The sequence below is a fragment of the Fructobacillus sp. EFB-N1 genome, from assembly GCF_001038455.1.
GTDB classification, from domain to species: domain Bacteria; phylum Bacillota; class Bacilli; order Lactobacillales; family Lactobacillaceae; genus Fructobacillus; species Fructobacillus cardui.
The window spans coordinates 42,947-64,837 of sequence record NZ_LDUY01000002.1 but is presented as its reverse complement, the minus strand read 5'-3'; the positions used below and the strand labels follow the sequence as shown (position 1 = coordinate 64,837).

22 protein-coding genes and 1 pseudogene are annotated in these 21,891 nt (G+C 44.0%); all 23 read right to left on the bottom strand.

What is annotated here, in order from left to right:
- Window positions 1–10: 10 nt before the first annotated feature.
- Complete coding sequence (locus FEFB_RS00595; protein WP_047974314.1) at window positions 11–385, bottom strand: DUF948 domain-containing protein; 375 nt, start codon at window positions 383–385, stop codon at window positions 11–13.
- 130 nt (window positions 386–515) lie between these two features.
- The gene (gene rny, locus FEFB_RS00590) at window positions 516–2,072 is read right to left on the bottom strand and encodes a ribonuclease Y (protein WP_047974313.1); all 1,557 of its coding nucleotides are present in this window, start codon (window positions 2,070–2,072) and stop codon (window positions 516–518) included.
- A 206-nt stretch (window positions 2,073–2,278) separates the two neighbouring features.
- Entirely contained in the window at window positions 2,279–2,743 is a 465-nt protein-coding gene (gene smpB, locus FEFB_RS00585; protein WP_047974312.1) for an SsrA-binding protein SmpB, read from the bottom strand.
- A gap of 31 nt (window positions 2,744–2,774) precedes the next feature.
- Window positions 2,775–5,264, bottom strand: coding sequence for a ribonuclease R (gene rnr, locus FEFB_RS00580; RefSeq protein WP_047974311.1), 2,490 nt, complete (start codon window positions 5,262–5,264; stop codon window positions 2,775–2,777).
- 71 nt (window positions 5,265–5,335) lie between these two features.
- Window positions 5,336–5,572, bottom strand: coding sequence for a preprotein translocase subunit SecG (secG, locus tag FEFB_RS00575; protein WP_047974310.1), 237 nt, complete (start codon window positions 5,570–5,572; stop codon window positions 5,336–5,338).
- Window positions 5,573–5,624: 52 nt separating this feature from the next.
- Window positions 5,625–6,398, bottom strand: coding sequence for an RNA methyltransferase (locus FEFB_RS00570; RefSeq protein WP_047974309.1), 774 nt, complete (start codon window positions 6,396–6,398; stop codon window positions 5,625–5,627).
- A gap of 17 nt (window positions 6,399–6,415) precedes the next feature.
- Window positions 6,416–7,363, bottom strand: coding sequence for a membrane protein insertase YidC (gene yidC, locus FEFB_RS00565; protein WP_047974308.1), 948 nt, complete (start codon window positions 7,361–7,363; stop codon window positions 6,416–6,418).
- Between the two features lie 150 nt (window positions 7,364–7,513).
- Window positions 7,514–8,617, bottom strand: coding sequence for a cell wall metabolism sensor histidine kinase WalK (locus FEFB_RS00560; RefSeq protein WP_047974307.1), 1,104 nt, complete (start codon window positions 8,615–8,617; stop codon window positions 7,514–7,516).
- 1 nt (window position 8,618) lies between these two features.
- Entirely contained in the window at window positions 8,619–9,308 is a 690-nt protein-coding gene (locus tag FEFB_RS00555) for a response regulator transcription factor (RefSeq protein WP_047974306.1), read from the bottom strand.
- A gap of 100 nt (window positions 9,309–9,408) precedes the next feature.
- Window positions 9,409–9,972, bottom strand: a complete 564-nt coding sequence (locus FEFB_RS00550) for a DUF177 domain-containing protein (protein WP_047974305.1) — start codon at window positions 9,970–9,972, stop codon at window positions 9,409–9,411.
- 4 nt (window positions 9,973–9,976) lie between these two features.
- On the bottom strand, window positions 9,977–11,158 hold the full coding sequence (locus tag FEFB_RS00545) for a nucleotidyltransferase (protein WP_047974304.1): 1,182 nt from the start codon (window positions 11,156–11,158) through the stop codon (window positions 9,977–9,979).
- The gene (locus FEFB_RS00540; protein WP_047974303.1) at window positions 11,155–11,919 is read right to left on the bottom strand and encodes a bifunctional 2-polyprenyl-6-hydroxyphenol methylase/3-demethylubiquinol 3-O-methyltransferase UbiG; all 765 of its coding nucleotides are present in this window, start codon (window positions 11,917–11,919) and stop codon (window positions 11,155–11,157) included. The genes FEFB_RS00545 and FEFB_RS00540 overlap by 4 nt, the downstream gene beginning before the upstream one ends.
- A gap of 78 nt (window positions 11,920–11,997) precedes the next feature.
- Entirely contained in the window at window positions 11,998–12,372 is a 375-nt protein-coding gene (gene rsfS, locus FEFB_RS00535; RefSeq protein WP_047974302.1) for a ribosome silencing factor, read from the bottom strand.
- Between the two features lie 12 nt (window positions 12,373–12,384).
- Window positions 12,385–12,969 carry a bis(5'-nucleosyl)-tetraphosphatase (symmetrical) YqeK gene (gene yqeK / locus FEFB_RS00530; RefSeq protein WP_047974301.1) on the bottom strand — a complete coding sequence of 195 codons (585 nt, stop codon included), beginning with the start codon at window positions 12,967–12,969 and terminating at the stop codon, window positions 12,385–12,387.
- Window positions 12,970–13,011: 42 nt separating this feature from the next.
- A complete protein-coding gene (gene yhbY / locus FEFB_RS00525) occupies window positions 13,012–13,329 on the bottom strand; it encodes a ribosome assembly RNA-binding protein YhbY (protein ID WP_047974300.1) in 318 nt (105 codons plus the stop codon).
- Window positions 13,329–14,483, bottom strand: coding sequence for a ribosome biogenesis GTPase YqeH (yqeH, locus tag FEFB_RS00520; RefSeq protein WP_047974331.1), 1,155 nt, complete (start codon window positions 14,481–14,483; stop codon window positions 13,329–13,331). The genes yhbY and yqeH overlap by 1 nt, the downstream gene beginning before the upstream one ends.
- Before the next feature lie 29 nt (window positions 14,484–14,512).
- Complete coding sequence (locus FEFB_RS00515) at window positions 14,513–15,076, bottom strand: YqeG family HAD IIIA-type phosphatase (protein WP_047974299.1); 564 nt, start codon at window positions 15,074–15,076, stop codon at window positions 14,513–14,515.
- Between the two features lie 109 nt (window positions 15,077–15,185).
- Window positions 15,186–15,845 carry a hypothetical protein gene (locus tag FEFB_RS00510; protein ID WP_053068891.1) on the bottom strand — a complete coding sequence of 220 codons (660 nt, stop codon included), beginning with the start codon at window positions 15,843–15,845 and terminating at the stop codon, window positions 15,186–15,188.
- Window positions 15,846–15,985: 140 nt separating this feature from the next.
- Complete coding sequence (locus FEFB_RS00505; protein WP_047974298.1) at window positions 15,986–17,305, bottom strand: APC family permease; 1,320 nt, start codon at window positions 17,303–17,305, stop codon at window positions 15,986–15,988.
- 242 nt (window positions 17,306–17,547) lie between these two features.
- Window positions 17,548–18,702 (bottom strand): PTS sugar transporter subunit IIC, encoded by a 1,155-nt coding sequence (locus FEFB_RS00500; protein ID WP_082131867.1) that lies wholly within the window; start codon window positions 18,700–18,702, stop codon window positions 17,548–17,550.
- Between the two features lie 272 nt (window positions 18,703–18,974).
- Window positions 18,975–19,970: pseudogene (locus FEFB_RS00495) on the bottom strand (D-2-hydroxyacid dehydrogenase).
- Window positions 19,971–20,197: 227 nt separating this feature from the next.
- A complete protein-coding gene (locus FEFB_RS00490) occupies window positions 20,198–21,193 on the bottom strand; it encodes a D-2-hydroxyacid dehydrogenase (RefSeq protein WP_047974297.1) in 996 nt (331 codons plus the stop codon).
- A 70-nt stretch (window positions 21,194–21,263) separates the two neighbouring features.
- Window positions 21,264–21,872, bottom strand: a complete 609-nt coding sequence (locus tag FEFB_RS00485; protein ID WP_047974296.1) for an ATP-dependent Clp protease proteolytic subunit — start codon at window positions 21,870–21,872, stop codon at window positions 21,264–21,266.
- Window positions 21,873–21,891 lie beyond the last annotated feature (19 nt).

The window sequence follows — 21,891 nt, the reverse complement described above, 5'->3', positions numbered from 1 at the left end:
AATTCCTCCGTTACTTTTTATTTTTTTTAGAAAAGAGACCGAAAACCTTCGACAATGCTAACGTAGCACCAGCCTTTGAGATTGTCCCCATCCCTGCTAAGTTATTTGATGCCTTGCGAACCGAACCATTCAAATCGGAAACTGTCTGCGATAAATCAGCAGCAGCCTGAACAGTAACGTCTAGCGTCGCCATCTTATCGTTGACATCATCCAACAACATGTTTGTGTTCGCCAAGACCTCGTTAGAAGAGCGGGCGATGGTATCGATATCAGTTGTCAAGATGCTGACCGATCGGGTTAATCGCAACAAAAAAATACCGATAAAAACAACCAAAAGCAAAAATGCTAAGGCAAAAATTAAAATTGAAAGTTCTCCAATAGTCATAAAGTGAGATTCTCCTCTCGTTGCAATAAAGGACAGGTGATTTGCTCTTATTGTAGCAGACTTGAAACATTATTGCAGGCTCAGACCTTAATTTAGTCCCTCAAATAAAAAAGCCCCAAAGGGCTTTTCATTAACGAGCGTAATCAACTGCTCTCGTTTCTCGAACAACTGTCACCTTCACGTGACCAGGATATTCGAGTTGTTCCTCGACTTCGGCCTTAATATCATGGGCCAAAACCGTTGCTTGAATGTCGGTCACCTTTGAAGGCTCAACAATCACGCGAACTTCGCGACCAGCTTGAATAGCATAGGCTGATTTAACACCCTGATAACCATCCGCAATATTTTCAAGGTCGGTCAGACGCTTCACGTAGTTTTCAAGCGATTCTGATCGAGCACCTGGACGAGCAGCAGAAATTGCATCCGCAGCTGCGACCAAGTCCGCTAGTGGTGAAATTGCCTCCGTATCGCCGTGGTGGGCGGCAATGGCATTCACAACCACTGGCTTTTCCTGATATTTCTCAGCTAAGCGAACGCCTAGTTCTACGTGAGAACCTTCCACTTCCGCATCAACAGCCTTACCAATATCATGTAAGAGACCAGCACGCTTTGCTTGTGCAACATCCATTTTAAATTCGGCAGCCATCAAACCGGTAATCTTCGCCACTTCAATTGAGTGTTGCAAGACGTTTTGTCCGTATGATGTCCGATAATTCATTCGACCAATTAACTTAATTAAGTCTGGGTGTAGGCCACGCAGTCCTAGTTCAAAGACAGCTTCCTCACCCTTTTGGCGAATATTTTCATCCATTTGGCGACGCGCCTTTTCAACAGCTTCTTCAATCTTAGCTGGGTTAATGCGCCCGTCAGAAATCAGAGCCTCTAAGGCGTTTTTAGCAATTTGGCGACGCAGGGGGTCAAACCCTGACAAGACAACCGACTCTGGCGTATCATCGATAATCAAATCAATCCCAGTCAATGCCTCAAGCGTCCGAATGTTGCGGCCTTCACGACCAATAATCCGACCCTTCATCTCCTCACCAGGTAAGTTCACAACGGAAACCGTGACATCTGAAACGGTGTCAGCAGCCGAACGCTGGATAGCTTCCACTACCACGTTCCTTGCCCGCTTTTCGCCTTCGCTTTTAGCATCAATTTCATACTCTTGAATCAAAGCTGCTCGTTCACGATCCAACTGAGCACTCGTTTCGGCTAAGATTTGCTCCTTGGCCTGTTCTCGAGTCAATGCCGCAATTTCCTGCAACTTCTCTTCCTGTGCAGTCAAAGTAGCCTGTGCAGCATCAGCCTTTTTTGTGGCTTCTGCTAACTGGCTTTGTACCTGGTTCTCTTTTTGAATCAGCGAAGCATCTCGCTGGTTCAAAGTTGCGTCTTTTTGATCCAAAGTATCTGTCCGATCCTGCAGACGACTTTCTTGGGCCTCGACCTTTTTTTCCCGACCTGACAGTGATTCCATCACTTCATGACGGTACTTTTGGACCAAGTCCTTTGCGTCAACTTCTGCATCCCGTTTGATACTTTTGGCTTCATCATTTGCTTGTTTTAAAATGTTTGCTGCAACCTGCTTGGCGCTATTGAAACGCATCTTGTCTAAGATTTGTTTTACAAAGTAGCCACCAGCCAAGCCGATTATCAAAGCAAAGAATGCTGAAATAATAATCATACCCATCGTATTTTCTTCCTTTCAGCAGTGAATTTTTTCAATTCACAATTCTAGTATAGACAAAAATAGTCTTTGGGTCAATTAGAAAAGAGAATGTCTTTTTCTTGTTTTTTAAATAAAATATTTTAAAAATCTTCGATAAAATCAAAACAAAAGCACAATTAATGAAAACAGGTCTGTTCTTAAATGCCACAAGAACAGACCTGTTATGCTTAATTTTTAAAACGACGATTTAAATCTCGTTCCTGGTCGCGCTTTTTAATTGATTGGCGCTTGTCATATTGCTTTTTTCCACGACCAACACCAATTAAAACCTTGGCAAAACCACGCTTCAGATAAACCTTCAACGGCACAATGGTTACCCCAGGTTCCTTCGCCAACCCGGTCAATCGGGCAATTTGTTTTTTGTGCAAAAGTAGCACCCGGTTGCGTAAAGGATCAACGTTAAATTGATTACCATTTTCATAGGCCGCAATATGAACATTGGTGAGGATTGCTTGACCATTGTTGATAGTCACAAAACCATCCCCAATCGTAATTTGACCGGCTCGAACTGATTTAATCTCGGTTCCGGTCAAAACAACTCCGGCCTCCAGGGTTTCTTCAATCGCATAGTTAAAGCGAGCCTTGCGGTTCTGCGCCAGGGCTGGATCGTCTTTGCTTTTCTTTTTGTCCATCCGGCTTCCCTTCTGCAAGTTTTAAAACTGCTTACTTTCGATGGTTAACCTTAATTTGGTGTCTACCGTTACTTGAGCCATTCTTTTGTTGGCCTGGTTTGGGTGAGCGACTCGAGTTATGACCACTAACACTACGATTACCACCATGGTTGCGTTGTTGGCTACCAACTGACTTCTGACCGTTCTGTCCGCCATGATGACGGTTATCGGAACGGTTATTTGAACCATGACCGTTCGACTTCTGGTTAGAGCCGTTCCCATGACCAGCCCCCTTATTCTGACCACCACGACGGTTACCACGACCATTGCGGTCACGGCCAAACTTACCCTGATTTTGTTGTGGTACCCGAATATCGGTTGTGGGTGCTTCCTCAGGATTCAAGAGCACAAAGTCAACGGTTGATTCTTCCTTATTGGCACGAATGACCTTGATTTTGACCTTTTGCCCGATTTGGAAAATATGGTGCTTTGACCGACCAATTAAAGCGGCATGCTTTTCATCGTACTCATAGTGGTCGTCCGTTAGGTTCGAGATATGAACCAAACCTTCGACCGTGTTTTCCAGGGAAACAAAGAGGCCAAACTTGAGGGCAGCATTGACGACACCATCAAATTCCATGCCAACCTTATCTTCCATATACTCGGCCTTTTTCATCGAATCGACTAATCGTTCCGTATCGATGGCCCGACGTTCACGGGTTGACGTATCAATCCCGATTTGTCCCAATGAAGAAGCATACTTTTCTTGCGCTTCAGCACCCGTTCCATTCTTGACATACCACTTAATCAATCGGTGAACAGTCAAATCAGGGTAACGACGAATTGGTGACGTGTAGTGCGTATAGTAATCAGCACCAAGACCAAAGTGGCCCAGTGGTTCCGGTGAATACTTGGCCTGCTTCATTGCTCGCAGCATCATCGTTGAAATCATTTGCTCTGCTGGATCATCTTTCACTTGGTCCATCAAGGTTTGCAACATCATTGGCGTGACCTTAGCCGGATCGCCTTTAACAGGATGTCCCAAAGCCTTACTAAATTCGAAGAAGGACTGTGCACGTTCTTCATCAGGCACTTCGTGAATTCGATAAAGGAATGGTACCTTCAGACGGTCATAATGTTCAGCCACCGTTTCATTGGCCGCCAACATGAATGATTCAATCATTCGTTCAGCTGTTCCTCGTTCGCGGACAACCACGTCAATTGCCTTCCCGTTTTCATCAACAACAATTGAGGCTTCTGGCGTATCGAATTCAATGGCACCACGGCGAACACGCTTTTGATACAAAATTTGATGTAACTCACCCATTTGATCAAACATGTCAGTCAAACCGCTATACTCTTCTCGGGTCTTATCATCCCCAGCCAAGATTTCGTTCACGGCCGTATAGGTCATTCGTGCATGAGAACGAATGACTGATTGCTTAATTTCATGCTTCACAACCTGGCCTTCGCGGTTAATTTCCATTTCCACGGACATAGCCAAACGATTGACATCTGGGTTCAAAGAAGCAATCCCATTTGACAATTTTTGCGGCAACATTGGAATCACACGGTCTGTCAAATAGACAGACGTTCCCCGGTTGTAAGCTTCCTTATCAATGGCTGAACCAGGACGCACATAGTGAGAAACATCTGCAATATGGACACCAAGGTGGTAGTTACCGTTATCCTTTTTCCAGACTACGACAGCATCGTCAATATCCTTGGTGTCGGCACCATCAATCGTTACCAATGGTTGGTCAGTAATATCCTGACGGCCTTGATAATCTTCTTCCAACACTTCATTTGGAATCGCATCGGCCTCAGCCATGACCTCATCAGGAAAATGGTTCGGTACCTTCTTATTTTCAACAATTTGCATGATATCCATGCCAGGTTCGTTTTCATAACCCAAAACCTGGGTCACGGAAACCAAAAGTTGCTTAGGATGAACACGGTCAGCAAAGCGGTCGACTTCTGCCACCACTACCTGGCCATCGTGCAATTCTAAGCCATCCTTAGCTTTTTGCACCAAAACCTGATAAGAACCCGCCTTCTTATCGTTTAAACGAATTTGACCCAGGGCACCCTCTTGTTGTGAACCTGCCGTATAAATGCCAACAAGGCGTTGGTAGGCATGGTCAATAATTTCTTCAACGTGGCCTTCAGGACCACGGTCATCAGACTGTGCCGGTTTCACCATCGAAACGCGAACAGTATCGCCTTGCATTGCCTGCCCAGTATTGTCAGGGGCGATAAAGTAGTCGGGTAAGTTTTCATCATAGCGGACAAAGCCAAAGCCCTTATCATTGGCCTTAAATTCACCCTCAATTTCACCGCTTACTGCTTGGTATTGATAGGCATCGCCCACCTGCTTAGCCGTCTTAGAAACGACCATTTGGTCCAAGACCCCAACTACCTGTCTGTAACCGGCTGCATCATTCATGCGCAGACCGTCAGCCAAGTTTTGTGCCGTAAAGGCCTGAGTTGAATTGGCCTTCAAAAAGCCCGCGATTTGTTCTTTTAATTGCTTTAATTCCATTATTTTCTTAATGTTCTCCTAAAAATGGTAAATAAAAAATCAGTCTACAAAAAAGTAAACTGACCTTTCAATTAATGAGCGGCAATATACATCAAGGCCAAGGCAATAATGAACCAGATGGCTCCCAAAATGGTTGTTGCCCGACGCAACACGGCTTCAAAACCGCGTGACTTTCGCTCGGTAAATAAATCGGCTGCTCCACCAGACAAAGCTGACAAAGCATCCTGTTGTTTGCTTGGCTGCATCATGACTGTCACGACTAACAGAAAACCGACAACCAGCAAAAGGATGGTGAGAATATTCGTCACAATGACCGCCTCCACTCGCTATTTCATATTTCTTAGTATAGCAGAACTTGCCTTAATTTCCAAGGCTCAGCCGGAACATCAAGATTCCGCCAGCCACGGCTACGTTCAATGATTCTGCTTGACCCAAAATTGGAATGTAGAGGTTAGCCGTTGTCTTCTTGGCGAATTCAGGGTTAATGCCCTGACCTTCATTTCCAACAATCAAAGCACCCGCCGACAACCCTTGAATTTCTTGGTATGGCTTGGCTTCCTCATTCAATTCGGAACCGTAAACGGGCAAGTTGTTGTCTTCAAAAGCAGCAATCCAATCGTTTAGGTCCCCCTGCAAAACTTCCAAATGGAAGTGTGAACCTTGCATAGCACGAACAACCTTCGGTGCATAGGCATCAGCAGTTCCTTCACCCAAAACAACTCCCTTAAAGCCAGCAGCATCCGCTGTTCGGATTAAGGTCCCAACGTTTCCTGGATCTTGGATGGCATCTAAGAAGAGCCAAAGCCCATCATGGACATAGGTAGGATCAAAAGTCTTTTCAGGTAAGGTTACTTCGGCAAAGATTCCCTGTGGCGTCTTTGACCCTGCAATATGGGCAGCAACTTCCTTTGAAATTTCAAAGGCGGGCACACCATGGGGAACATCTGGCAAGTGTTCTGCCATCTGCTCTTCTGTTGCCATGATAGCGTGGAACTTTGCCCCCGCTTTGATGGCTTCCTGCACTAGGTGCCAGCCATCAAGCAAGTAAGTCTTTTGCTCAAGCCGTCCCTTTTTTGTGGCTAACTTGGCCCAAGCTTTCACTTTGGCATTTTGTTTGGATAAAATTCGTTCCATTATATGTCCTTTATTAATTATTTCTCGTTCCGGCGTTGTTGCTTGCCGGCATTTCGTGGGCCAGATTGTTGGCTCTTGTCATCATCTGTTACATCTCGAGGGCGCAAATCTTCGGGGCGAACACGATTCTGAGTTGTCCCAAAGGCAGCGGAAGCTGGTTGGCTCAACAAATCATCGGCACCCTTTTTAAGAACAAAGTTCTTATCCACGTCATCCTCTAACTTAGCATACATCAAATGCACGATGAATGCTTGCAAAACAACAGTAATTCCACCAACAATAAAGTAAAGACCCAAGGCCCCAGATGAAATCAGGGTAATCCCAGCAATCATTACTGGTGAAATCCACAGCATCTGTCCGGCTGTTTTCTTTTGTTCAGCTGGCATGTGGATCAATGACAAGTATGCTTGAGCCGCATAAATCACAAAGACGACCAGCGACAGCAAGATTTCAGGCTTTGACAAAGGTAAACCAAAGAAGGTAGCCGTCTTCAAGCCATCGGCGTGTTGGATAGCCAGGTACAAACCAGAGAAGATTGGCAATTGAATGGCCATCGTCAACCAGGAAATCCCGCCGGTCATCGAAACACCATTCTCACGGTACAAGGACATTGAAGCCATTGAAGCCGCCTGCTGCTCTTCTGCCGTCTTGGCACCCTTCACAGCCGCTTGAACCTTTTCCAATTCTGGTCGCAACTTTTGCATCTTTAATGATGACTTTGTCGTGTTAATTTGTTGGTTAACAAAAATTGGCAACAGGATTAAACGAATAATCGCCGTTAAGATAATAATGGCCCAACCAATGGCGTTGACACCGCCAACCCATTTGGCAATCTCCGTCAAAATATGGGCAATTGGTGTCGAAACAAACCGATACATTCGGCCATGAACGCCGTAACCACCGGTCATTAAGTAGATATCTAACAGGACAAACAAAATCGTGAATGTCCGCTTTGCTGATTTCATGAAAAAATTCCTCTTTTAATAATTTAATTAGTCTTAAACATTATAACAAGAATGTTCGCGAAAAACTGTCTTTTCTGAAAGCAAATAAAAAGACTAGTTCGTCGATACGCCAGAACTCCCAAAATTGGAAGTTAATAGCAAATCAGCCAATCAGTCTTTTTGATGGTTATCTGTTTCTTTAACCAGCGGGAAGCGCAACCGGAAAACCGAACCGGAACCAAGCGCTGATTCAACCTGAACCTGGCCACCATAGGCGGCGACCATCTTTTTCACGATACTCAAGCCTAAACCATTCCCACCAGTTTGGTGCACCCGCGCCTTATCGACACGGTAAAAACGATCAAAAACGCGATCCAAGTCCTCAGCGGCAATTCCTTGACCGAAGTCTTGAACGCCAATATCAACCCAAGAACCGGATTCCGCCAAAGCCAGGTGAATTTCCTTCCGGTCGGTTGAGTACTTCAGAGCATTATCGATCAAAATAATGAGGAGTTGCTCCAAATGATCTGAACGCACTGCCACTTCAGCCGGAGCCCCCAAAGCATTGTCCAATGTCCACGAAAAATCAGGATGGACCATCTGCAAGTCGTGGTAAACCCGTTCCAAAACGGGCGCCACCTCAGTCTTTTCAGGTTGACTGCTGACCGTTAAGTTTTCTGCTCGAGTCAACATCAGCATTTCGTTGACCAAGGTTTCCATCCGAGATATTTCAGACAACGAAGAGTGAATGGAATCTTCTAAGACCTCTGGATCATCCTTCCCCCAGCGTTCCAAAAGCTCCAAATGTCCCTTAACGATAGCCACTGGCGTCCGCAATTCATGCGAAACATCTGAGACAAAATCCTGCTGAGCGTGGATAAGACCCTGGACCTTATCCATCGTCTCGTTTTGCACCTGCCCCAAGTCATTGAGTTCCTTATTGTAGGCAACCGGCTTGACTCGGTCATCTGTCACAGGGTCCTCTTCAAAGGCCAGCATCGTTTCTTGTAACTTTTTAACTGGGCGCACCAAAAATTGAGCCAAAATCCAAGACAAGCAAATCGTCCAAATCACAGCGACAATGACTAGAAAAGCCCACCAATGGCTCAGCTTCTCAATCGTTTCACCATGAATATTTGGGCCTAAAATCAGGTCCAAACAAAATAAAATCACGGCTAACAATAGTAAAAAGCCCACCGACAAGGCCAGCGTCAATAACGTCTGGATTGAAAGGGTCGGTGAGACATCTTTTGTTTTCTGCTTGCTTGCTTTCATCTTAGCTCCGCATTACATAACCCGTTCCACGAACAGTTTGGATATAAGAAGTCTTTGATTCTGGATCATCCAACTTATTACGCAAGTAACGGATATAAACATCAACAACGTTGGTTTCGATTTGTGTGTCAAAGCCCCAAACTTCTTTAAGTAACTTTTCGCGTGACTGCACGACATTAATATTTTCAACCAATAGCAACAACAAATCGTATTCACGCTTCGTCAAGTTAATCACTTGATCATCACGGCGTGCAATCCGGTTTTCTTTTTCCAGTTGCAAGTTCTTAAAGCGAATAATCGAAGGTGACTTATCTGCTGGGTTTTGTTCAATATCGATTCGACGCAAAAGTGACCGCACGCGGGCTAACAATTCTTCAATGGCAAACGGCTTGACAACATAGTCATCAGCACCATAATCCAAACCTGAAACTCGGTCAATCACAGAGTCACGGGCCGTCATCATGATAATCGGCGTCTTCTTCACTTCACGCAAGCGACGAGCGACTTCAAAACCATTTAATTCTGGCAACATCAAATCAAGCAAAATTAGGTCGAAGTCCTCGTTTAAGGCCTTGTCCAAGCCCTCGCGGCCGTTTAAGACCGTTTCCACGTCATAACCTTCATGCTTTAACTCTAAACTGACGAACTTCGCCAAGTTTTCTTCATCTTCTACAATTAAAATCCGACTCATATTTTCCCTCACGACGTCCCTGGATGCTCAATAGCTCAAGTGCCATCGAACAAAAATGAATAAGTTCTAATCTTATTCTACCATAAACGTCAAAATTTTCTCATTTTTTAAAGAAATCATCCAGTTTCGACAGGCGGGGATCGAGAGCCTGTTTCTCATCTGTTGCTTCTTCTTTCTTTTCTTGTTCTTGTCTGGCAAAGTCCTCTTCTGAGATAACTTGCCAGTCCTGACCAGTTGGCAGATCTGCCCCTGCGGCCTCTTCTGTGGTCAAAATTTGACTTGGCAAAGCGGCTACCAAATTATCTAAGATAACCGAATCCAAGTCTAGGCTGCTTTCTTCTAAAACAAAAACTGCCTCATCCTCATCAAAACGTTGTAAGCGTTCTTCATCAGCCACATAGGTTTCATGGATATCAACAGCAGTTGACCAATCAACCGGTGCAAGTGACCTTGATGATGGCAGGATTAAATCAGCATGAACACTGGCAGACAAAACGATGTCTTCGTTTGCCAATGTTTTAATAGTCCCCTTAACCTGCACGAATGGCGCCTTAATAATTAAATCAGAAAAACGCTCATCAATCAAATATTGTAGGTCTAATTTTTCATCAATTACTAATGGGCTTTGTTGAAACTTTGCTAATTGTTGCTTGGCGTACTTCATGATTTTACTCCTGACTCTGATAAATTGGCTTACGACCGACGTCTTGCCCCTGCTTAGCATGAGTTTGACCAGCTAATACTTGCCAGATTTGACCGGCTTTATAATCGAGTCGTAAATTAGCTTTCGCCAGTGACATATCCACTCGCGAAATAATTGGCAGCGTTGCTGTCCGCTTGACTTCACTCAAATAGGCCTGGCCCAAGTCATTAAAGCCGAGCAGACGAATATAAGAATCCGCCATGGCAGCCTGCATTTGATCGACTTTAATGTTCAAAAGTGTGTACAACAACGTTCGTTGAATTCGAGCAAAGGTATAGCGCTTAGTCTTCACTGATTTAATAAAGGACTGGTAAGACTGTGGTCCTTCAACAGCTGAGGCAACACCCGCCAGTCGGTGTTCCAAACCTTCGGCCATTTGGTACACCTGTCCTAACTGCCCGACCGTATCAGTCAACAGGCGGTAGCGAAGCAACTCAAAGAAGGGCTTTTCAAACGCTAAAGCGGTTGGCTTTGTTGACAGGGCCTCGAAGGCTTGGTCCGAAACGACTGGCCTGATTTTTTCAAACTTTGCCTTGTGAAGAGCAAGTCGAATTGAAGAGGCCGAAGCAATCGTCTGCCCCTCCTCAAAGGTCTGATCATGGTAACCCGCTTCCAAACGGCCAATTGGGTACAATTTCATTTCCTGACCACTCGCAACCACGGCTTTGGCATAGGAAAATGCCAAAATATCGTTTGGGTCTTCCATTTTAAAGCCGGTCTGCTCTTCTAGCTGTTGAGCGTAGGCCGAAGCATAGGTCTGAGTCCGGTCAGTAAACTGCCCTTCGCTTTCAATAGCCAAGGCTTGCTTGGCCAAATCCAGAAAGTCAACTTCCGGGTGTTCCGAACCAAAAACCAGGTCTTTAACACCCAGCGCTTGCAAAATTTGAATGGCGCCAGCTGCAAACAAGTGGCCAGGTTGCACCGCATAAAAGATCGGTAATTCAACCACCAAATCAGCACCAGCAGCCAAAGCCAGTTTGGTCCGCTCCCACTTATCCAAAATGGCCGGTTCACCACGCTGGACAAAGTTGCCAGACATCACCACTACTGCTAAATCAGCATTCGTTAGCTCTTTGGCCTTTTGAATATGGTAAGCGTGGCCATTATGGAAGGGGTTATATTCTGCAATAATACCGACCGCTTTCATGATACTCCTCCTTTATGAGCCACAAAGAACCAACGATCATCCTGGTTATCAGCTGTTTTGCGACCAAAATCAGCGCTGATTTCCACTTGGTCAAAGCCAGCCTTGCGCAAGGCCTTTTGGTAGTAAGCCATGTCATAGGTCTGTTCGTGATGAACTTCGCGCACTAGGTTAAAGGCATCAATATCCTCATTGTACAAAAAGAACTTTAAATCATGATCAACGGAATTCTTTTCTTCACCGGGAAAACTAGTCCACATAAAGATTTGGTCCGGATCATCATCATTATTATAGCAGTAATTGTCATACAAAACGTTGACTTGGTAGGGCGTAATCACATCAAATAAGAAAGTCCCACCGGGCTCCAAGTGATCGTAAACCTGCTTAAGGCCCGCTTGAAAATCCGCTTTCCCAGGTAGGTAGTTAAAGGTATCCGCAAAGGAAACAATGGCTGGATACTTTTCTTCCCAATCTGAAAAGTCGCGAATATCGGCCTCCAATAAACGTAGGTCAACATTCGCCTCTTCGGCATGCTTTTGCGCCAAGGAGAGCATGGCGGGTGCCATATCTAAGAGATCAACCGTAAATCCTTTTTTCGCCAATAAAACAGCTAGTCGACCAGCGCCACCACCCAAATCAAGAATTTTACTAGCGGGTAGATGGTCTTCTACATAGTGCTGCCAGTCCACATACAAATCACCATCGAAGAGATTGTCATAGAGGCTAGCAAAGGTTTGGTATGGTGCATTATTTTCGTCAGTCATCTTTTTCTCACTTAAACAACATTGGCTGGTGGCCAGTCCATCAAAGACCAACCCCCAGCCAGATATCTTACTGATTGATTAATATACTTCTTCTGCGAGGTAATTCGTTAAGTCGACATTTTCAGCATCGAACCAAAGGCGGTCCAGATGGTAGAAATCACGAGACTCTTCATCAAAAACATGGACGATAATATCACCGAGGTCTAATGAAACCCATTCGGCACGGTCGTAGCCCTCAATATTGAGTACCTGTCCCCCGGCCTTTTGAACTTCTTCCTTGACTTCACGGACAATCGCTTGCACCTGGCGGCTAGAACCCGCCGATGCAATCACAAAATAGTCGGCCAGTAAGGATACCTTTTGCATATCTAAGGCGGTGATGCGATCACCGTGCTTACTATCAATGGCGGAAACAACTGTTTGCAACAAATCCTTTGAATTGATGGTTGTCATGTAAACTCCTTCTTATTCTGCAAAATGACGAGCCCAGTCATTATAACTGGTGAAGGTCTTGGGATAGATCACGTTACCATTCTCGGCCAAAAACGAGAGGATGTGCTGTAACTGATAGAAAACACCCCGGTCCAAGGACTTATTCGTGATTTCTCGGGCCTCTTTGACGCCTGGAAAATCACGACCAGTTTCCAAGTAATCGGCCATGAAAACAATCTTCGCTAAAGTCGGCATCTCCACACCGTCTCCAGTTGTGTGCAACCGAACAGCATCTAGGATGGCTGGGTCATCAATCCCCAACTCATCTTGAATCATTTCTGCCCCAACAACACCATGCCAAATAGCTCGGCTCCAGTTTTTCAAATTAGGATCCAAGTGAAAACGGTCAATTGCTACTAAAAAGTCCTCAGCTGGCCGTTCCTTGGCATAGTCGTGGACCAAACCGGCCAATGCCGCTTGGTTTTCATCAACACCATTTTTTTGAGCCAACTTACGGGCATAATCTGAAACGCGTAAGCAATGTTGGAACCGGCCATCTGAAAGCTGGGCCGAAACCTTTTTTTCAACTGCATACAACTCTTCTTCAAAAGCTGTCATCTGTTCCCCCTCTTCACAAAATTTAGTGGAAAAGCTCTCTGTCTAACGAATCTTTTCCACTTCAACTGAATACTTCACATATTTTGCATCCGTTGCTGGTTCATACAAGACCAAGGTTTTTCCAATTACCTGAGCAACCGTCACCGTTGATTCTTCTTCAATAAAGGCAGCCAAGTCCTTGGCTGACCAGTCACTTCCTTGTTGCAAGTTGACCTTAATCAACTCACGCTTAGCCAACGCCTTTTTGACCTCCGCCAACCATTCCTGGTTAGCTCCGGCTTTCCCAACAGAGAAGATCGGTGTTAACCCGTTCGCTTGTGACCGCAGGTAGCGTTTTTGTTTTCCAGTTAAATTTTGCATTAAATCATTGCCTTTCGTAAGAAGACCCCGACTCCCTTAGGAGCATAGGCCTGGACGTGAATTCCAGCTGGCAAGGTAATAAAGCCCAAACCAGCATAGACCAAGTCCATCTTTTCGTTAATTTTAAATTCGAATTTAGCGAAGTCAACATTTTCATCAGCTGGTGCTGGTGTCAATAATTGGCCTTTGTGCTTCGCATAGAAATCATCTGCACCCTGACGCTTCGTGCGATGAATCATCAGATTATTTTCAAAGTAGGCCGTGACAGCCGCTTTTGCTCCATCTGCAGGACAAATTACCAAATCAAAGCGTGCTAGAGCCCCAAAGAAAAGTGTTTGATCCGGATTTAATTGATAAGTCCGGGCTTTAATCTCAGCCTTTGGCAAAACGTACTTAAGGTCTTTATCAGTCATCCAATGGGCGTACTGGTCCTTTTTAATAATCCCAGGTGTGTCAATCAAAGATTGGCTATCGTCCAATGGAATCGCAATTTGATCCAAGGTCGTTCCTGGGAAGCGTGAAGTCGTGATTAACTCTTGAACGCCTGTTTTTGACTTAATAATTTGGTTAATTAAGGTTGATTTACCAACATTGGTTGTTCCAACGACGTAAACGTCACGACCATCGCGCAGTGTATCAATTTTATCTAAAATTTGATCCAAATTTTTTGGATGGGCAGCAGAAACAAGTTCAATTCCAACAGGGTTAATGCCCTGTTCCTTTAACTGTCCTTGGACCCAATTCTTTAACTTATGTTCCTTTAAGGACTTAGGCAAAAGATCAACCTTGTTGGCAAGGACCAAAATCGGATTCTCTTGGCCAACAAAGCGTGGTAAGCCAGGGATGGTTGAGCCTGAAAAATCAAACAAATCCAAAACGTAGACAATCAAAGACTTCGTCTTAGAAACCTGATGAAGCAAGTTCGCAAAATCATCATCCGTTAGTTCAACGGGTTGAATTTCGTTATAATGGCGCAAACGGAAGCAACGTCGGCATAGTAATTCTTCGGCCATCAGTTGTTTCTTTAAGGCAGAAAGCGGCAAAAAACCCGCTTCTTCCTTATTATCAATTTGCATTTTAGCGCCACAACCAATGCAGTATAATCCCTCAGCTAAAGCTTCCTGGACCTCTTCATCGGTTGCAATCGTTTGCACTTGTTCTTGCTCAAATTCTTTTTCTGTCATTAATTTTTATCATTTTCCCTAGCAGAAACAGCTTCCTTGAAAGTTGCGTGCCAGATTAGCGGGTGCTTTTGGCTATAAATCAGTTTTTTAGCTAGCTTTTCAAGTGTCCGGTTAAACCATGTTTGCCACATGTCTGATTCGACCAATTGCTTGACCAAAACTGATTTAACGCCAGCCAAGTGAGCCGCCCAAACATCAGTTAACATCTGATCGCCAACCATCAACACGTCTTCTTTTTGCAAGCCCTGCTTTTTGAGTACCTTCAAAATACCACGCGGCATCGGCTTCAAGGACCAGGCAACATAGTCAACATCCAAACCAGAAACAGCCTTCTCGACTCGGTCCCAGGTGTTATTTGAAACCACAACAACCTCAATCCCGGCTGCTTTAATTTCTTTTAACCAAGCATGCAATTCTGGTGTCCCATCGGGGTTATTCCAAGCCAGCAACGTATTATCTAAGTCTGTTAATACGGCTTTTACACCTTGGTCTTTTAACTCCGCCACCGATAAGTTATAGACGGACTCAACCGTATAGGTGGGCTTTAAAAAATTAAGGGGCATATCTGTCTTCCTTTTTTATTTCCTTAGTCCCTATTATACACGATTAGGCCTTTCTTCGAGCAAAAAAGGACCCCTTAACGGGGCCCTTTGTTTTCCGATTTTTTATAGCTTAGTACCAACCATTACTTTGGAAGTGGCTAATAGCATTTGCTACAGAACCATAGCGGGCAGCAATATAAGCCTGCATAGCTTGTAATTGAACGGCATAATTACCTTGGTAGTTTTGGCCAGGTACATAAGTTGCATAGGCCGCAGGAGACAATTGCCCGATACCATAGAATTGTCCGTTTTGTGCATTCACGTTTCCGCCTGATTCACGAGAAATCAACCAGTTAATGTCACCAGAGGCTGTTGAAGTTGTTGCAGCTACTGATGTCGTTGCTGTTGATGCGGAAGAAGTTGATGCAGCTGCCGTGCTTGTCGATGAAGCTTGGGCAGCAGTTGAAGTGGCCACAGGCGTAGCTTGCGCTGCCTGAGTTGTCGTTGCAGACAACGAAGTCACTTGGCTTTGACTGTTGGATGTATCGTCAGATGAACTGGCAGTGTCATCATCAGATGAAGCAACAGTCTGGCTAGCTGCAGTATTTTCCAAGCTCTTGAGATTATCAACAGATGAAACGGCAGTAGAAACCTTCTTAGTGTTCACTGAATCAGTAACCTTAACCGCTTGGTCAGAGGTTGATTTTCCTTTATTAAATTGTGTGTTGGCGGCAGTCAGTGCTAAACCGGCTACGGCCATACTTGTAAGTAAAACTTTATTAAACATCATGGTTATTATTTTCCCTAATCAATATTACGAGAATATTAAAACAGATAACGCTTCCGTAACGTTCGTCAGGAAAATATACAAACATAGGATTTCTTGTATAAGAACAACTCGATTTCGAGAAATTCGCGCTTATCTAAGTGTTATTTCTTTCGATTCAACCACCCGTACAGTGGCAAACCAGCTAGAACTATGATAACCGAAATTCCGATTCCATGCAAATCGTTAATAATTTCAGAAATCTCAACGTAGAGTGAACCCAAGATAGCCACAATGGGAATAACAGGGTAAAACGGCATTGAGAAAGTTCTTTTCAGCCCCTTTGGATCTTGTCGGCGCAATTTAAAGGCACCGATAAAGACCAGGATATAGAACAAGAAAGTCACGAAGATCGCGTAATCCGATAATTGATCAGGGTCCGTCAAAGCCATCATCAGGTAGGCAATGGCAACCATTAACCAAATTGCGGCATTCGGCGTCTTGGACTTGTGGTTGATTTTAGCAAAAGTTTTAGCAAAAGGGAAGTCTCCTTTTTTAGCCATCACATACAAAATCCGTGGAAACGAGACAACCTTACCGTTTAACGTACCGATTAATGAAACCAAAACAGCAACCGAAAGGACACGGCCACCCCAGTAACCAAAAGCATTTGTGGCCATCTTCAATGTGGTGTTTTCCCCCAAAGCAACAATTTCATTAGCAGTTAATGAACGATAGGCCCCGTAAGAAATACCCATATAGGCCACAATCACAATCAAGATTCCGGTAATGATTGCCTTTGGCAAGACTTTTTGTGGGTTTCTGATTTCACCAGAAATGTTTGCTAATGTCACCCAGCCATCATAGGCGAAAAGCGTAGCCAAAACAGCGACTCCAAAACCACCAGCATTTGAGTGCGACATCGTCGTCACCATCTGACCTAAGGCATCATGCTTTCCAAAGAAAAGGCCGAAAATAATCAAGGCGATAATCGGCAACATCTTAATCACAGTTGTTAAGACCTGGAACCCGGCGGAAAAATGGTTTGGAATCGAGTTTAACAAACCAACCAGAGCGAGGGCCACCATGCCGGTAGGCAACGACCACACACTCTTTAAACCAAACAGAGAAACAAATAAAACACCAAAGTAAGCAGAGATTGCCCCCATCATCGCTGGACCGTAAAAAATCACCTGCATCCAACCAGCCAAATAACCGGTTGTTTTACCGTATAGATGAGTTAAGTAAGAATAGATGCCACCCGTTTCCGCCATTTGTGAGCCAACTTCGGCTACCGTCATTCCGGCGGTCAAGGTCAGGATTCCTCCCGCCAACCAAGCCCAAAGGGCAGTATTCGTATCACCTGCGGTTTGCAGGACAGATCCCTGCTTAAAGAAAATCCCAGAACCGATGATGGTTCCGATCACTAATGCTAACGATGACCAGAGACCAAATCCTCTGTTCAACTTTTCTTCTTCTGCCATGAGTGGCCCTCCAATTTAGATGAAAATTTAACATTCCTATTCTAGCATATATTCGGACATTCTGAATATATTTTCTCATAATTAATTTAATATAATAAAAAATACGAACATTGTCAGCTTTTTATATGATTTTATTTCTTTATATTTGCCGAAAGATTGAAAAAAGATACCATAATATTCTAACTAAGCTCTTCTCAAAAGGCAAGAAAAAAAGGACCTTGCGGTCCAATTTCATGTTTATTTTATAGTTCTTGCTTCAAATCTTCTGGTTCGAAAAGGTGCAAAACTTTGACGAAAATAAATTGAGTCAACAAACCTACCACAACAGGAATAACTACCCAGGCCAATAGCGCAACAACTGGTGAGATAAAGTTATTCATGACTGAACTTGGTACGGCAACATCCTTAATCATTGATTGCAATGGTGAAACCAAACCAATATAACCGAAACCGGCCGTTGTTGGCGTTCCTTGGATGTCAAAGAGTGCCACTGCGACACTTGATAATGCACCCGAAAACATGAAGGACAAAATCATCACAGGCTTCTTAAAGATTGAAGGCATCATTCCCTTCATCGCTCCTAAGAAGATGGCAACCGTTGTTCCCTTCTTATTGACCTTCCATGAGTTCAAAAGCAAGATAATTGTTGTTGCAACAACACCCATGGCTGCTGCACCAGAAGCCATCCCATGTAAGTTAATCGCCAAGGCAATTCCAACTGTTGAAATTGGTGTGATAATAATGACGGCAAAAGCCATTCCAATCAAGATAGACATTGGTAATGGGGCTAATTTAGTGAAAACGTCCACCATATCCCCAATCCAAGTCGTAATCCGAGCGACATAAGGTGCAATTATCTTACCAAACAAACCAACGCCACCAGCAACAATAATTGGCGACAAGATAATCGCTACCGATCCAAAACCGGCCAGATAACGGTCAACCAGCCAGATAGCCAAAACAGCTAGACCAGCTACCAACATCGCATTGATCACATCACCAGCGCCGTTAGCAACAAAGAGACGCGTTGGAACAGCCAATGTCTTACCAGAAACGGGTTGTACCGTACCAGCCTTAACCATTGCCCATTGAATTGAGTTTGAAGCAGCAACTGTTGCCAGTGCTACAACGCCCGTGTCAAGAGGCTTCATCTTGAAGTTCATCGCCACGGCCATTCCGATTAGGAATGGAATCATTGATGTAAAAAGTGTCAAAATTGCTGAGTAATCAGCCCCAAGGGGTGTCTTACCCAGACCTGAAAATTGAATGATGTACTTCATCACGGCTGATGGTAGCACACCGATTAAGATTCCTTGGGCGGACCCGGAAAGAACCTTAAAGAAGAAGTCCTTCACGCCCAATGGCGTTTTACCGGAAAATTGTTCTGCTGTTGTCATATTTTTCCTCCGCTTCACATCTTATAATTGTGAAGTTTTTATATTGCATAAAATAGTATAACAGGTCTTTTTGAAATTGTGAAGTCCATTACAGAAATTTTTGTGCCCATTGCCCCAATTTAATAGACTTTCACTTGTTTATAATCATTATCATTTCACTTATAAATCGCAAAAATGCATCGTGAAATTCATAATTATATCATCGAAATTCGGATTTTACAAAATTTTGTGCACAAAAAAGCTCAAACTATTCCTGATTTGAGCTAAAATTCTTAATATTCTAAAGCGTTATCTGATGGTTGACCATTCGCAAAGGCTAGTGCAGCACTCATTGATTGGTAAACCATTTCGTGGATTGCCTTTGTTGTGTAAAAGGCAACGTGTGGTGTGATTAAGACGTTATCACGAGCAATCAAGTCGGCCAATTTTTCATCAGGCAACTCTTCATGCGACCAATCATGTTCAAAGATACCAACTTCACCCTCGTAAACATCCAAAGCTAAATCAGAAATCTTACCAGAATCCAAAGCAGCAATCGCAGCATCCGTATCGATTAGGTTACCCCGTGATGTATTGACAATCACAACGCCATCCTTCATCTTAGCAAGACTTTCACCATTAACTAAGTGAACGTTTTCAGGAACACCTGGCACATGCAATGAAATAGCATCGGCTTGTGCAAAGAGTTCATCCAAGGTGTCAACGTACAAACCTTCTTCTTACAACTCCTTGTTTGGGAATTTATCATAGGCAATGACTTTAGCGCCGAAGCCCTTCAAGATGTTAATGGATTTACGACCAATGTTACCAGTACCGATAACACCAACAGTTTGCATCCGGACTTCACGACCAATTGTTGGCGCCCAGCGCAAATCATGCTTAGCAACCTTTGCATCCATTGGCTTCGTGCGGCGAAGCAAGCGAGACAATTGAATCATCGCATGTTCGGCGATGGCATTTGGTGAATAAACAGGAACATTTGAAAGGTTAAAGTCTAAACGCTTAGCAGCTTCAAAATCAATTGTTTCCGTTCCGACATTACGTAGGGATAGGTTCTTGATTCCTAAATCAGCCAAACCTTCTAAGACATCTGCCCCATAAGGGTCGAGCTGCAAAGTGACAACAGAATTAGCCCCCTTAGCCAGGGCAACTGTATCAGCTGTCAACACTTCGTTCGTGTAATCAACCTCAACAGTGGGGTTTTCTTCTTGCCAGCTTTTCAAAGCTGGTACTTCGTCATCACGAATTCCATAAGCAAAAACTTTCATTTCGACCTCCATCAATCCAGTTATTTATCGCTAGAAGTATAATACGCTCTTTTGAGTAAAAGGTCAATTAAATTGTCTAATTGTAAAAATCTAATTTAGCGCTTATAAATCGCTTGATAATCGCCCCTCAGACTAAAAAAGGAATCTCACCGCTAATTTTTTAATCGACTCAAATGGCAAACAAATAAAAAAGCTAGGAACAATTATTCCTAGCTCTTTAAAATCAATTAAAACTTAACTGCGATGGCTGGTGTTTCGCCCTTAGCAAAAGCAACAGCGGCATCAAATGATTGGTGAACCATTTCGTCAACGGCCTTAGTAGTATAGAAGGCGATGTGTGGCGTAACCAAGACATTGTCGCGAGCAATCAAGTCCGCAATCTTTGGATCAGGGAATTCCTTACCTGACCAGTCTTCGTTGAACAAGCCAACTTCTTCTTCATAAACATCCATGGCAAAATCAGAAACCTTACCTGAGTTCAAACCATCGATAATAGCATCGATGTCCATCAAGTTTCCACGAGAAACGTTAACCAAGACAACGCCGTCCTTCATCTTAGCGATGCTGTCCTTGTTAATCAAATGATGGTTTTCAGGAACACCAGGAACGTACAATGAAATGGCATCGGCTTGTGCATACAAGTCATCCAATGAATCAACGTACAATCCTTCTTCTTGCAATTCCTTGTTTGGGAACTTGTCGTAAGCAATAACCTTAGCGCCGAAGCCCTTCAAGATATTGATTGCCTTACGACCGATGTTACCAGTACCGATAACACCAACAGTTTGCATCCGCATTTCACGACCGATAGTTGGCGCCCAACGCAAGTCATGCTTAGCAACCTTAGCGTCCATTGGCTTCGTACGACGAAGCAAACGAGACAATTGAATCATTGAATGTTCTGCAATGGCGTTTGGTGAATAAACTGGGACATTTGAAACGTTGAAGCCCAACTCCTTGGCAGCATCGAAATCAATGTTGTCAGTTCCAACGTTACGCAAAGACAAGTTCTTAACCCCAACTTCAGCCAAGGCCGTCAAAGTTTCCTTTGTATAGTCCAATTGTTGGTAAACAACAGCTGAATCTGACCCCTTAGCCAATTGAGCAGTTTCGGGCGTCAACAATTCTTGCGTGTAACCAACCGTTACATCTGGGTTCTTCTTTTCCCAATCTTCCAAAGCTGGCTTTTCATCATCACGAATTCCGTAAGCAAAAATTTTCATTTTCGTCCTCCAAATTAACTTTCTAACAATATTATACACTAAAATTAATCAAAAAATATGGTTAAATTACTTATTTTTTCAAAGTAATTGGCTTTTCGCCAGCCTTTTCCATGATGCCGTCAATCAAACCGTATTCTAAGGTTTCTTCGGCAGACATCCAGAAGTCACGTTCTGTATCGTGTGCAATTTCATCCAAGCTCTTACCAGAACCATCGGCTAAAATCTTGTTCAACTTGTTACGCGTCTTAGTCAATTGGTCGGCAATAATGGCCATATCGGTTTGCTGTGTACCACCGGCTGCCCCACCCATTGGTTGGTGAATTAGGTATTCGGCGTTTGGCAACATAAAGCGGTGCCCCTTTTCACCAGAGGCGGCAATGATGGTTCCCATTGAAGCTGCCAATCCCATAACAATCGTTGTCACAGGGGCCTTAATGAAGTTCATCGTGTCTGTAATCGACAAACCAGCGGTCACAGAACCACCTGGTGAGTTAATATACATTGCAATTTCTTTTTCAGGATCTTGGGCTTCCAAGAAGAGTAGCTGGGCAACAATCGATGTTGCCATGCTATCCTCAACCTCACCTTGAACCAAAATAATTCGGTCCTTCAGTAAACGGGAAGGCAAGTCATAGGATTCACGCCCATTGGCGGTTTGTTCAATTACTCCTGGCCACATAGCAATACTCCTTTGTAGT

What these genes read in the sequence shown, in the direction of transcription:
- rny (WP_047974313.1), bottom strand. Translation starts at nt 2,072, where the DNA reads ATGGGTATGATTATTATTTCAGCATTCTTTGCTTTGATAATCGGCTTG.
- FEFB_RS00540 (WP_047974303.1), bottom strand. Translation starts at nt 11,919, where the DNA reads ATGACTGACGAAAATAATGCACCATACCAAACCTTTGCTAGCCTCTAT.
- FEFB_RS00550 (WP_047974305.1), bottom strand. Translation starts at nt 9,972, where the DNA reads ATGAAGTACGCCAAGCAACAATTAGCAAAGTTTCAACAAAGCCCATTA.
- FEFB_RS00510 (WP_053068891.1), bottom strand. Translation starts at nt 15,845, where the DNA reads ATGATGTTTAATAAAGTTTTACTTACAAGTATGGCCGTAGCCGGTTTA.
- FEFB_RS00595 (WP_047974314.1), bottom strand. Translation starts at nt 385, where the DNA reads ATGACTATTGGAGAACTTTCAATTTTAATTTTTGCCTTAGCATTTTTG.
- FEFB_RS00560 (WP_047974307.1), bottom strand. Translation starts at nt 8,617, where the DNA reads ATGAAAGCAAGCAAGCAGAAAACAAAAGATGTCTCACCGACCCTTTCA.
- FEFB_RS00490 (WP_047974297.1), bottom strand. Translation starts at nt 21,193, where the DNA reads ATGAAAATTTTTGCTTACGGAATTCGTGATGATGAAAAGCCAGCTTTG.
- rsfS (WP_047974302.1), bottom strand. Translation starts at nt 12,372, where the DNA reads ATGACAACCATCAATTCAAAGGATTTGTTGCAAACAGTTGTTTCCGCC.
- yhbY (WP_047974300.1), bottom strand. Translation starts at nt 13,329, where the DNA reads ATGCAAAATTTAACTGGAAAACAAAAACGCTACCTGCGGTCACAAGCG.
- FEFB_RS00570 (WP_047974309.1), bottom strand. Translation starts at nt 6,398, where the DNA reads ATGGAACGAATTTTATCCAAACAAAATGCCAAAGTGAAAGCTTGGGCC.
- smpB (WP_047974312.1), bottom strand. Translation starts at nt 2,743, where the DNA reads ATGGACAAAAAGAAAAGCAAAGACGATCCAGCCCTGGCGCAGAACCGC.
- FEFB_RS00485 (WP_047974296.1), bottom strand. Translation starts at nt 21,872, where the DNA reads ATGTGGCCAGGAGTAATTGAACAAACCGCCAATGGGCGTGAATCCTAT.
- yqeK (WP_047974301.1), bottom strand. Translation starts at nt 12,969, where the DNA reads ATGACAGCTTTTGAAGAAGAGTTGTATGCAGTTGAAAAAAAGGTTTCG.
- FEFB_RS00505 (WP_047974298.1), bottom strand. Translation starts at nt 17,305, where the DNA reads ATGGCAGAAGAAGAAAAGTTGAACAGAGGATTTGGTCTCTGGTCATCG.
- rnr (WP_047974311.1), bottom strand. Translation starts at nt 5,264, where the DNA reads ATGGAATTAAAGCAATTAAAAGAACAAATCGCGGGCTTTTTGAAGGCC.
- yidC (WP_047974308.1), bottom strand. Translation starts at nt 7,363, where the DNA reads ATGAAATCAGCAAAGCGGACATTCACGATTTTGTTTGTCCTGTTAGAT.
- FEFB_RS00555 (WP_047974306.1), bottom strand. Translation starts at nt 9,308, where the DNA reads ATGAGTCGGATTTTAATTGTAGAAGATGAAGAAAACTTGGCGAAGTTC.
- FEFB_RS00500 (WP_082131867.1), bottom strand. Translation starts at nt 18,702, where the DNA reads ATGACAACAGCAGAACAATTTTCCGGTAAAACGCCATTGGGCGTGAAG.
- FEFB_RS00515 (WP_047974299.1), bottom strand. Translation starts at nt 15,076, where the DNA reads ATGCCCCTTAATTTTTTAAAGCCCACCTATACGGTTGAGTCCGTCTAT.
- FEFB_RS00545 (WP_047974304.1), bottom strand. Translation starts at nt 11,158, where the DNA reads ATGAAAGCGGTCGGTATTATTGCAGAATATAACCCCTTCCATAATGGC.